Annotated in this window: 14 protein-coding genes; 2 read left to right on the forward strand and 12 right to left on the reverse strand. The window is 28.5% G+C overall.

Annotated features, from left to right (window positions below):
- Positions 1 to 32: 32 nt before the first annotated feature.
- The 9 genes from fabG to H8891_RS09045 all read right to left on the reverse strand — a co-directional run bounded on the left by fabG (position 33) and on the right by H8891_RS09045 (position 7,530).
- Positions 33 to 782: a 3-oxoacyl-[acyl-carrier-protein] reductase gene (fabG, locus tag H8891_RS09005; protein WP_187006180.1), complete on the reverse strand. Its 750-nt coding sequence runs from the start codon at positions 780 to 782 to the stop codon at positions 33 to 35.
- Positions 782 to 1,732, reverse strand: a complete 951-nt coding sequence (fabD, locus tag H8891_RS09010; protein ID WP_187006181.1) for an ACP S-malonyltransferase — start codon at positions 1,730 to 1,732, stop codon at positions 782 to 784. Before fabD ends, fabG begins: the two co-directional genes overlap by 1 nt.
- Complete coding sequence (fabK, locus tag H8891_RS09015) at positions 1,725 to 2,675, reverse strand: enoyl-[acyl-carrier-protein] reductase FabK (protein ID WP_187006182.1); 951 nt, start codon at positions 2,673 to 2,675, stop codon at positions 1,725 to 1,727. Before fabK ends, fabD begins: the two co-directional genes overlap by 8 nt.
- Positions 2,676 to 2,685: 10 nt before the next feature.
- A complete protein-coding gene (locus tag H8891_RS09020; protein ID WP_187006183.1) occupies positions 2,686 to 3,672 on the reverse strand; it encodes a beta-ketoacyl-ACP synthase III in 987 nt (328 codons plus the stop codon).
- Positions 3,673 to 3,707: 35 nt separating this feature from the next.
- Positions 3,708 to 4,712, reverse strand: coding sequence for a phosphate acyltransferase PlsX (plsX, locus tag H8891_RS09025; RefSeq protein ID WP_187006184.1), 1,005 nt, complete (start codon positions 4,710 to 4,712; stop codon positions 3,708 to 3,710).
- 12 nt (positions 4,713 to 4,724) lie between these two features.
- Positions 4,725 to 5,282: a transcription factor FapR gene (gene fapR, locus H8891_RS09030; RefSeq protein ID WP_187006185.1), complete on the reverse strand. Its 558-nt coding sequence runs from the start codon at positions 5,280 to 5,282 to the stop codon at positions 4,725 to 4,727.
- A gap of 189 nt (positions 5,283 to 5,471) precedes the next feature.
- Positions 5,472 to 5,648: a 50S ribosomal protein L32 gene (rpmF, locus tag H8891_RS09035; protein WP_021430121.1), complete on the reverse strand. Its 177-nt coding sequence runs from the start codon at positions 5,646 to 5,648 to the stop codon at positions 5,472 to 5,474.
- Positions 5,649 to 5,661: 13 nt separating this feature from the next.
- On the reverse strand, positions 5,662 to 6,189 hold the full coding sequence (locus H8891_RS09040; RefSeq protein ID WP_187006186.1) for a YceD family protein: 528 nt from the start codon (positions 6,187 to 6,189) through the stop codon (positions 5,662 to 5,664).
- A gap of 144 nt (positions 6,190 to 6,333) precedes the next feature.
- Positions 6,334 to 7,530, reverse strand: a complete 1,197-nt coding sequence (locus H8891_RS09045; protein WP_147543207.1) for an acetate/propionate family kinase — start codon at positions 7,528 to 7,530, stop codon at positions 6,334 to 6,336.
- Between the two features lie 322 nt (positions 7,531 to 7,852).
- On the opposite strand from H8891_RS09045, the gene H8891_RS09050 reads away from it, so the two are divergent.
- Together H8891_RS09050 and ylbJ are read left to right on the forward strand one after the other, a co-directional pair.
- Positions 7,853 to 9,118 (forward strand): nucleotidyltransferase, encoded by a 1,266-nt coding sequence (locus H8891_RS09050; protein ID WP_187006187.1) that lies wholly within the window; start codon positions 7,853 to 7,855, stop codon positions 9,116 to 9,118.
- A 90-nt stretch (positions 9,119 to 9,208) separates the two neighbouring features.
- Complete coding sequence (gene ylbJ / locus H8891_RS09055; protein WP_187006188.1) at positions 9,209 to 10,405, forward strand: sporulation integral membrane protein YlbJ; 1,197 nt, start codon at positions 9,209 to 9,211, stop codon at positions 10,403 to 10,405.
- A 47-nt stretch (positions 10,406 to 10,452) separates the two neighbouring features.
- Here the strand turns inward: ylbJ and H8891_RS09060 are convergent, their stop codons facing one another.
- From H8891_RS09060 to rsmD, 3 genes are read right to left on the reverse strand one after another with little or no spacing between them, the layout of a single operon-like run.
- Positions 10,453 to 10,971, reverse strand: a complete 519-nt coding sequence (locus H8891_RS09060; protein ID WP_147543204.1) for a hypothetical protein — start codon at positions 10,969 to 10,971, stop codon at positions 10,453 to 10,455.
- 1 nt (position 10,972) lies between these two features.
- Positions 10,973 to 11,470 (reverse strand): pantetheine-phosphate adenylyltransferase, encoded by a 498-nt coding sequence (coaD, locus tag H8891_RS09065; RefSeq protein ID WP_147543203.1) that lies wholly within the window; start codon positions 11,468 to 11,470, stop codon positions 10,973 to 10,975.
- 2 nt (positions 11,471 to 11,472) lie between these two features.
- A complete protein-coding gene (gene rsmD, locus H8891_RS09070; protein WP_187006189.1) occupies positions 11,473 to 12,027 on the reverse strand; it encodes a 16S rRNA (guanine(966)-N(2))-methyltransferase RsmD in 555 nt (184 codons plus the stop codon).
- Positions 12,028 to 12,032: the final 5 nt, after the last annotated feature.

The raw sequence follows: 12,032 nt of genomic DNA on the forward strand, positions 1-12,032 counted from the left end.
AAATTTTTTATTTTTTTATATTTTTAAAATATTTATTGCATTACCATTCCACCATCTACATTTATAACCTGACCTGTTATATAACTTGCCATATCACTAGCTAAAAATAAAACTAAATTAGCTACATCTTCAGGTTCTCCAAATCTATTTTGTGGAATATTTTTTAGCATTTGTTCTTTTAAATTTTCATTTAAAACACTAGTCATATCTGTATCTATAAATCCTGGAGCTATTGCATTTACATTTATATTTCTTGAAGCAAGTTCTCTTGCACTTGATTTTGTAAGCCCTATAACCCCAGCTTTAGATGCACAATAATTAACTTGACCTATATTTCCAATAATTCCTACCACAGATGATATGTTTATTATCTTCCCATACCTTTTTTTCATCATGTACTTAGATACTGATTTAGTACAATTGAAAACTCCTTTTAAATTTATATCTATAACTTTATCAAAGTCTTCCTCTTTCATTCTTATTAAAAGTCCATCTTTAGTTACACCTGCATTGTTTACTAATATATCAATTTTACCAAACTCATTAATTGCAGTTTCAATCATATTTTCAACATCACTACTTTTAGATACATCACATTTAATAAGTACACATTTAACACCATATTCTTCTATTTCTTCTTTAATTTTTAGGGCATGGTTTTCATTTGATGTATAGTTAATTATTATATTTGCTTTATGTAATGCTAGTTTTTTAACTATAGCTTTACCTATACCTCTTGAACCTCCAGTTATCAAACAAACTTTACCATCTAAGTTAATCATTATATTTCACCTCTTTTGTAAGATTCTATAAATATACTCATAGATTCTGAACCCTCTATATTGTAAACGTTTACATTAATCTTTTTCTTACTAGATATTTTCTTTATAAATCCCTTTAATGTTTTTCCTGGACCTATTTCTATGAATGTGTCGAATCCTTCATCTATTAATTTTTCTATTGAATCTTCCCATAAAACCGATGAGCTAACCTGATTAACTAATAACTCTTTATAATTTTCTGTATAGTAATCTGCATTTACATTCGAAACTACAGAAACCTTACATTTCCTTAAATTAATATCATCTAGCTCTTTTTTAAGTTTATATCCTGCTGGCCTTAACATTGATGAGTGAAATGGTGCACTTACATTTAATAAAACTGCTTTTTTAGCTCCATTTTCTTTAAATAAATTAATACTATCTTTAACTGTATCAATTTCTCCAGATATGACAATTTGACCTGGTGAGTTGTAATTTGCAACTTCTATTACTCCGTTATTTATTTCATTTATAACCTTATTTACTTTATCTCTATCTAACCCTAATATAGCTGCCATGCTTCCTTTTCCTATAGGCACACTTTCTTGCATATACTTTCCCCTTTTTTTTACTATGGATACAGCATCTTTAAAATCCATTGCATCTGCAGCTACTAATGCACTATATTCACCTAAAGAAAGTCCTAAGCATGCATCATATTTTAAGTCGATTTTCTTCTTTAGACTTTCAAATAATGCTATACTATGTGTTACTATAGCAGGCTGAGTATTTTCTGTTTTAGATAACTCTTCATCACTACCTTCAAACATTATTTTCTTTAATTGTATACCTATTGAGTCTTGTGCCTCATCAATTACTTTTCTCGCTATATCATCACTATTGTATATGTCATTTGCCATTCCTACATATTGAGCACCTTGCCCTGGAAAAACTAATGCAATTTTACCCATGTGATACCTCCAAGTCTATATTTATATTAGATATTACAGATTTAGCATCTTTTATCATATCTTCAATTATTTGTTTACAAGGTTTTATATCATTTATATATGATGCTATCTGACCTGCCATAAAAGACCCATAATCTAAATCACCATCTATAGCTGCAGCTTTTAATGACCCTACTCCTTTTTTATCTATTTCTAAAATATCAGCCCCTTCTTTTTCCATATTTAATATATCTTTAGCTAACTTATTTTTTAATGTTCTTACTGGATGACCAGTACTTCTCCCAGTTACTATTGCATCCCTATCCTTAGATTTTAAAATAAATTTTTTATAATTTTCATGAACTATACATTCATCACTACATATAAATCTAGTTCCTACCTGAACTCCACTAGCTCCTAAACACAATGCTGCTGCTAGTCCTTTACCATTAGCTATTCCTCCAGCTGCAATAACAGGTATGTTAACGTTATCTGCAACTTGAGGAGTTAAGACCATAGTTGTTAATTCTCCTATGTGACCTCCTGCTTCTGTACCTTCAACTATAATAGCATCTGCTCCATACTTTTCCATTCTCTTTGCTAATGCTATTGTTGGTACTACAGGTATAACTTTAATATTTACTTCTTTTAATCTATCCATGTATTTTGCAGGATTGCCAGCTCCTGTTGTTATAACTTCTATTTTCTCTTCTATTACTAAATCAATTATTTCATCTACAAACGGAGAAAGTAACATTACGTTAACTCCGAATGGTTTATCTGTTAACTCTCTACATTTTATTATTTGTTTTTTTACAATATCCTTCGGAGCATTTCCTGCAGCTATGATTCCTAATCCACCTGCATTTGAAACTCCAGCTGCCAACTCTGCAGTTGCTACCCAAGCCATTCCACCTTGAATTATTGGATACTTTATATTTAAAATCTCACATAATTTATTCATTGTTTCCTCCTTATATACTCCATCTAACTACAGAAGCTCCCCAAGTTAGACCGCCTCCAAATCCTACTAACACTATATTATCGCCTTTTTTTATTTTACCTTCTCTATAAGCTTCATCTAATGCTACTGGAATTGATGCTGCCGACATATTTCCATATCTATCTAAATTAACATAAACTTTATCCATATTTAATTTAAGTCTTTTTGCTGAAGCTTCTATTATTCTTATATTAGCTTGGTGTGGTATAAGGTAATCTATATCTTGTATATCAAGGTTTGCACTTTCAACACACTTAATTGATGCATCTTGCATTATTCTAACCGCAAACTTAAACACATCATTTCCTGCCATCTTGACATAATGCAACCTATTTTTTAAAGTTTCTTCACTGGCTGGATTTTTTGAACCTCCAGCTGGTATATTAAGATAATCTTTTCCATTTCCATCAGAACCTAAATTAGTAGATAATACTCCACCTCCATTTACAGATCCCATAACCACAGCACCTGCTCCGTCTCCAAAAAGTATTGCTGTAGACCTATCTTCATAATCTAATATTCTAGATAAAGCTTCTGCTCCTATAACTAAGACATGTTTATATGTATTAGTTTCTATAAATTGTTTAGCTACTGTCATACCATATATAAATCCCGAACATGCTGCTTCTAAATCAAAGCATGCTGCTTTTGTTGCTTTTATATTAGCTTGAACTAAACATGCTGTAGAAGGAAATATCATATCTGGAGTTATTGTAGCTACAATTATTAAGTCTATATCTTCAGGAGTTAAATTTGCATCTTTTATAGCATTTAAAGCTGCTTTTGTTGCAAGGTCTGAAGTTGCCTCATTTACATCTGCAACTCTTCTTTCTTTTATACCTGTTCTAGTTCTTATCCATTCATCTGATGTATCCATTATCTTTTCAAGGTCAAAGTTTGAAATTATTTTTTCAGGTAAATAACTTCCAACTCCTAATATACCAGCCTTTGTATTCATAAATTAACCTCCAAGTTGGATTATTTCTATTTATCTTAATCTTCTTCTTCAATAGTCTTTATAAATTCTTTTATATCTTCAACTACATTTCCTTTAGAAAACTTAATAGCTTGATTTATAGCATTTTTTATAGCTTTTGCATCAGAACTTCCATGTGCCTTTATAACTCCTCCATTAACTCCTAAAAGAGGTGCTCCTCCATATTCTGAGTAGTCCATCATAGTTTTTAATTTTCTCAAGTCATCTTTTAAAAGAAGGGCTCCTAATTTACCTTTAGTACTTGCTAAAAATGTTTCTTTTAGAAGTCCTAGTATAGACATCGCAATTCCTTCTGCTGATTTTAATAAGATATTTCCAGTAAATCCATCACATACAACTATATCTGTATATGAATTTATAAGTTCTCTAGCTTCTATATTTCCGATAAAGTTTAAATCTAACTTCTTAAGTTCTTCATATGATTTTTTTACTAAATCATTTCCTTTACCCTCTTCAGTTCCAACATTGGCTAGGGCAACTCTTGGATTTTGAAGTCCTAGTACCTTTTTAGCGTATATATTACTCATACCTGCAAATTCAACTAAATTAATCGGCTTACAGTCTGCATTTGCTCCTCCATCTGCAATAAGAGTCATTCCTCCTTTTACATTTGGTATTGCTGGGCATAAACAAGGTCTGTCTATTCCTTTTATTCTTCCTACTACAAATAGTCCTCCTGCTAATAATGCTCCTGTATTACCTGCAGACACTATTGCATCAGCTTTATTTTCTTTGACCATTTTCAAAGCAACAACCATAGATGAATCTTTTTTAGATCTTATTGCTTTTACTGGTTTATCTTCGTTTTCTATAATTTCAGTAGTATGCACTATTTCTAACTTATCTCTATCAAATTCGTATTTTGAAAATTCATCTTCTAAAATATTTTTATCTCCAGTAATTATTACATCTATACCGTACTCTTTTATAGCGCTAACTACACCTTCTACATTAGACTTTGGTGCGTTATCTCCGCCCATTCCATCAATTACAATTTTCATAAATTTCTCCTCCTAAACTAACTCTTCAAATATAAATTTTCCTCTAAATATCTGTTCTTGCGCTTTATTATTAACTACAACTTTTACATAATGTTTTTTATCAACGTTTTTATATATTTCCGCTTTTGCTATAAGTCTATCTTTTTGTTGTATATGCTTAAGCGTTTTTATGTTCGCAAACCTCATTATTACTTGAGGTGCATCTATTATAGCCATAGCTAAAGAATTTGCTAGTGAAAATATATATTCATCTTTAAGAGTTCCAGTTTTGGAGTAAATCATATCTTCGGTAATATCTAACATAGATATGCCTAATTGACCAACAGATAAGTCAATTATCTCTCCTGTTATCTCTTTTATACCTAAAGTCTTAACTTTAGATGTTTCAGTTTCAGCTATTTGCTTAACTCTTTCTCTAAGCTCTGGAATATTTAATGCAAGTCTATCAAGTCTTATAGTTTGTATACTTACATCAAATACATTTGCCAATTCTTCATCTGTATAAAAAGGATCATCCTTTAGCATCTCGACAAGTTCATGTTGTCTTTCTGCTTTGCTTTTCTTTTTCATATTACCTCCAAGTTTTTATAGTTGGAATTAGTACCAACTACTAATAGTAGTATATAATATTAATTATAAATAATCAACTATTATTTATCTTTTATTTATAATTTTAGATATATTTAAATTTTATCATAAGTTTTGCCGTAATTAAGCAAAAAAAAACATGTAGAGTATTCTACATGTTTTTTAGAAGTATTACTTAGATACAACTTCTTTACCTTTATAATATCCACAGTCTGGACATACTCTATGTGGTAACTTTGGCTCATGACATTGTGGGCAACTTACGAATCCAGTTGCTACCATTTTTGAGTTAGCTGCTCTTCTCATTTTTGTATTTGATTTAGATGTTTTACGCTTTGGTACTGCCATTTACGCCACCTCCTTAGTCATTTTTAAACATTTCTTTTAATTTAGCAAAACGGGGATCTATTACATCCTCGTCGTTCGCGACTTCATCACAAGAACAAACTTCATTGTTTAAGTTTGTCCCACAAGTTGAACAAAGACCTTTGCAATCTTCACTACAAAGAACTCTTTGAGGTAAATTGAAATCTAATGTTTGTTCTATTAAATCAATAAAGTCAACTTCATCATTTATATAAGTATAAACATCAAATTCTTCTACTTCATTCTCGTCAACTTCTTCTTTAATTAAAAATCCTTGGATAGGATAACTTAATTTTACTTCTACTTCATTTAAGCATCTAGCACAATTATCAATTAAAGTAAATTCAACATTGCAATCTAGAAACAAACCTTTATTGGTTTTACTTATTTTCCCGTTTAAAATTACAGGAGAAGTTAATTTATAAGTATTATCACAATAATTAATACTATCAATTTTTTCGCAAAAATTCAAGTGTAAATTATCAGTTTCTCTTCTTATTATTTTATCTAAACTAATTTTCATTAAGTTCACCTCAATTTATTGCCAAATTTATTATACAAATATAAACTATGTTTGTCAAGTATTTTTACTTGATAGTTAATTCCTTTATTGGCAAAAATTAAGGTAGGTTTTAACCTACCTTAATAGTATTATATCCAGTTACAATTATTTTACTAATGCAACAGTATCTTTTGCTATCATTAATTCTTCGTTAGTTGGTATTAATAATATCTTAGTTTTAGAATCTTCAGTAGATATTACTCTCTCTTTACCTCTAACTTTGTTAGCTTCTTTGTCTAATTTCATTCCTAAGAATTCCATGTTAGAAGCTATAGTTTCTCTTATATCTATACCATTTTCACCAACACCAGCAGTAAATACTACAGCATCTACTCCGTTCATTTCTGCAGCGTAAGCTCCTATATATTTTTGAACTCTTTGAACATAAGCATCTAATGCAACTTGAGCTTTTTCATCTCCTTTTGCAGCAGCTCCTTCTATATCTCTGAAGTCACTTGATATACCAGTCATTCCGTATACTCCAGATTGCTTGTTCATTAAATCAGATAAACCAGCAGCATTTAATCCTTCTTTTTCCATTAAGAATGGTAATATAGCAGCATCTATATCTCCACATCTAGTTCCCATTATTAAACCTTCTAATGGAGTGAATCCCATAGAAGTATCTACACATTTACCACCATCAACAGCAGCTATAGAAGCTCCGTTTCCTAAGTGACAAGTTATTATTTTAACATCTTCTATGTTCTTTCCTAACATATCTGCAGCTCTTTGAGATACATACTTGTGAGAAGTTCCGTGGAATCCGTATCTTCTTACGCCATATTTAGTATATAATTCATGAGGTAATCCATATAAATAAGACTTCTTAGGCATAGTTTGATGGAATGCAGTATCAAATACAGCAACCATTGGTACTCCTGGAAGTATAGCTTCACAAGCTTTTATTCCCATTATGTTAGCTGGGTTATGAAGTGGTGCTAATTCAACACATTCTTCTATTGCAGCCATAACTTCTTCGTTTATTTTAACTGAGCTAGCGAATTTCTCTCCACCGTGAACTACTCTGTGTCCAACAGCTTCAACTTCACTTATATCTTTAACTCCACCGAATTCTGGGTGAACAACACCTTCTAATACTAATTTTATAGCATCTTGGTGGTTTTCCATTGGTTGCTCAACTACAAGCTTACCTTCTACTCCATCTTTCTCTTGCTTTAATATAGAACCTTCTATTCCTATTCTTTCAACTAATCCTATACATAAAACTTCTTCATTTGACATATCTATTAATTGATATTTTAATGAAGAACTACCACAGTTTAATACTAATACTTTCATTAGTATACCTCCTTAAATCTTTACCAATAATTATGTAATAAGTTTATCTACAATTAAAAATTGAACAATATTACTTGTATACATTAAACAAATTTATTCATTATTACTATATCATTTTTTTTGATAAAAGTACATACTTTATAAGATTTTTTAATTTTTTAAGTTATATGTACATTTAATTCAAGAATTATTGTTCTCATTTTTGTTTAATATTATAATAAATATAATTTATTTTTTATAATATTTTAATTCTACTTATATAATAACAGACCTTCTGTTTTTTTGATATATTTTAAAGAAATTTAGCGTAAAGGAGATTTTCATGAAAATATTAGGATTAATAGTCGAATATAATCCATTCCACAATGGTCATTTATATCACTTAAAAAAATCTTTAGAGATAACTAATTCCACTCATAGTATAGCAGTAATGAGCGGAAACTTTTTACAAAGAGGAGAACCTGCTTTATTTGATAAATATAAAAGAGCTGAAATGGCAGTTTCAAATGGAGTTGATTTGGTTGTAGAACTTCCAACACTTTATGCTTGTCAAAGTGCTGAGATATTTGCTCATGGTGCTATAACTTTACTAAACTCATTAAATTGTATAGATTCAATTTGTTTTGGTAGTGAACATGGAGATATAGATTTATTAGTTGAAATTTCAAAAATATTAATTAATGAACCTGATAAGTTTAAAACTCTTTTAAAAAGAAATTTAGATGAAGGGATTTTATTTGCTTTAGCAAGAAGTAAAGCACTTTCAGAGTATATGCTAAATCATACAAATCTAAATATATATGAAAATAAATTAAATGATGTATTAAGTACACCTAATAACATATTGGGTATTGAGTACATTAAAAGTTTATTAAAGCATAAAAGTACCATAAGGCCATATTCAATAACTAGAATTCAAGCAGATTATAATTCTGAAACTATAGAAAGTAATATTTGTTCGGCCACAGCAATACGAAAAACTCTTAAAGAATATAATACACTAGATAGTATATCTAATGTTGTTCCTATTAAGACATTTGAATTAATATCTAAAAGTATAGATAATAACTTTAACCCTATGTTTGATGAATATTATTTTGATACAATAAGAGAATTAGTTATTAGAGATTTAAATATATTAAATTCTTATTTTGATGTAAACGAAGGAATTGAGAATAAAATATATAAATCAGTATTTTCGTGTAAAAATATATTCGAACTTCAGCAATCAATAAAATCAAAAAGATACACTTTAACAAAGGTAAAAAGAATCCTAAATAATATACTTTTAGGCATAACTAAAGATGATATGAACACTGTAAAAAATATAATGAAATTACCTTATGTACGCATATTAGCTTTTAATGATAAAGGTAGAGAAATTATAAAACAGATAAAATTAAATTCAGAAATAAAAATCATTAATAAATTTTCTAACGTTAACTTTGAAGATGATAAAGTATTTGAAACTTTAATTAAATATGATATAAAAGCTACAAATATGTATAATATCCCGTACTATAAAAACAACATGAATTTACTTAAAGGTCCTATGGATTATTACCTTTCCCCTGTATATATAAAGTAAAACCTACCAATTACATGGTAGGTTTTTTATCATAGTTTATAATTTAATTTAATATAATTATTGTAGATTATATTAAAAGTAGGTGGTGAAGTGAAAAAAAGCAAATTTATAAAATTTTTAATTCCATCTTTAGTCGTAATGATAATAATTATAGGTATAATATTATTTCCAACTGACTCTATAAATGCTGCTAAAAATGGTTTTTCAATATGGGTAGATACCTTAATACCTTCATTACTTCCATTCATTATAGCAGCTAACTTAATAGTAAAATTAAAATTTGTAGACATATTAGGATTAGTAGTAAATCCATTAACTAGAAAACTTTTTAATGTATCAGGAAAAAGCTCTTTAGTTTTTGCTATATCTACAGTATCTGGATACCCTGTTGGAGCAAAATTAGCTTCTGAACTTAGACAAAATAATGAAATTTCTAAATATGAAGCTCAAAGGTTGGTATCATTTTGCTCTACTTCTGGTCCATTATTTATAGTTGGAGCTGTTGCAATTGGAATGTTTAATAATACTGCTTTAGGATACCTAATTCTTATATGCCATTATTTAGCTTCTTTAACAGTAGGAATATTATTTAAAAATTATGGTAAGGAATGTGTTAAACGCGAAAATATAGACTTTAAATCAGAAGTTAATCTTATTGTAGCTAATAGAAAAAAAGAAAATAAAGGTTTTTTTGTTTTGTTTGGAGATGCAGTATTTAATGGTATAAACACAATTCTTATGGTAGGAGGATTTGTAATAGTATTTTCAGTTGTATTTAAAGTATTATCAATATTTAATTTTATAGACTTAGTATCTGCTATTATTTACTTACCTTTATCTTTTTTTGGATTTTCTAAAGAATTATGCTCAGCTTTTATAAGTGGGCTATTTGAAATAACTATAGGTTGTAATCAAGTCTCTAGTATTACAAATATCCCTGAAATCATTAGAATTTCTTTGTGTAGTTTTATAATAGCTTTTAGTGGTTTATCTATATTAGCCCAATGTTCTAGCTTTTTAGCCCAAACTGATATAAGTATAAGTACATATATATTTTCTAAATTTTTGCATGGTGTATTTGCATTTATCTTTACTTTCATATTTTATCCATTAATAGATTTAATTCCACTATTTGAGAAATTAACAAGTATATCTAGTATATTATATAACAATTTCATTTGGAATTATTATATAAACAATTACTATTTAATATTACCTGTATTAGTACTAATATATATAATATTTACCTTTTTTTTATTAAAACGACTAAATACTCACGCTAAGTAAAGAATAATAAAAATAGCTATCTATAAGTTTATAGATAGCTATTTTTATTATTCACTTAATTCTCTTCTATTTGTTGAAATTTCGTCCATTATATTTTGAAGATTATATTGTAATCCTTCTAATACATCATCTGCATATCTTATAGAGCCTAACTTTATTTCTCTTGCTGTATAATCAGCTTTTTCTATTATAGCTTTAGCTTTTTCTTCAGCTTCTACTACTAACCCATCTGAATCAATATATGATTTTATTATATCTTCTGAATTTTTCTTCATATCTTCAGTTTCTTTCATAGCTTTTTCTATAATTTGCTCAGCTTCTTTAGTAGCTTGTTCTATTAAAATTTCTGCATCTTGATTAGCATTATTTAATATTTTTTGTCTTTCTTTATTTATCCAAACTGCTTGTTTTACTTCTTCAGGAAGTATCGCTTTTATATCAGCTATTATATTTAATACTTCTTCTTTATCTATCCCTGATTTATGAGAAAAAGGAATTGAACTAGCATTATTTATAGTGCTTTCTAACTCCTCTAATAATTCCATTATTTCTAAGTCTATATTCATATTATCTCCCCCTATTAGTTTTTCTTTTTAATTCATCTATTATTACCTTAGGAACTAAATTCTCTATATTAACATCAAAATGTAATACTTCTTTTATAAGCGATGAACTTATATATGAATACTTTGTAGTTGTAGGTAGTATTACAGTTTCTATATTCGGGTTTAATTCTTTATTCATATGAGCCATCTGAAGTTCATACTCTACGTCAGCTCCGCTTCTTATCCCTCTTACTAAAGTTTGAATACCATGTTTCTCGCAATAATTAACTAATAATCCATCAAAACTAACTATTTTTATATTTTTAATATGGCTTGTACATACTTTTATTAAATCTATTCTTTCTTCAAATGTAAAAAGTCCTTTTTTGTTAGGATTATATAATACTCCTATTTGTAATTCATCAAATAATTTTGCAGCTCTTTCTATTATATCCAGATGTCCATTAGTTATAGGATCAAAACTTCCTGCAAATATAGCTTTTCTAACTGTACTTTCCATTATTAATCCTCCATACAATAGAATGTAAGCGTAGTATTTCCGTACTTTTTGCTTCTATCTTTTATTAGCTTCCCTATACTTTCAGGGAATTCCTGCTTTGTATCATGTTCCACAACTATAATTCCATCATCTTTTAATATATCAGATTCATCTATTTTTTTTAATGCATCCATAAATATATTTTCATAATATGGAGGGTCCATAAATATCATGTCAAATTTATAGGTTTTGTTCTTAACTTTGTCTATTGCAGATTTATAATCTATATTTAAAATTTCAGCATTATCTTCTACTCTAGCTTTTTTTATATTACTTTTTACTATATCTATGCTAGTTTTACTTACATCTACAAATACACATTTGTTAGCTCCTCTAGATAAACACTCTATACCTAATGAGCCTGTCCCTGCAAATAAATCCAAGATTTCTCCATCTATTATGTATCCATTTATTATATTAAATAGCGATTCCTTAACTCTATCAGTAGTAGGTCTCACATCTTCATTTTTAGGTGTATTTAATTTTAATCCTCTAGCTTTTCCTGAAATTACTCTCAATATAA

The organism is Paeniclostridium hominis, assembly GCF_014306135.1.
GTDB classification, from domain to species: Bacteria; Bacillota; Clostridia; order Peptostreptococcales; family Peptostreptococcaceae; genus Paraclostridium; species Paraclostridium hominis.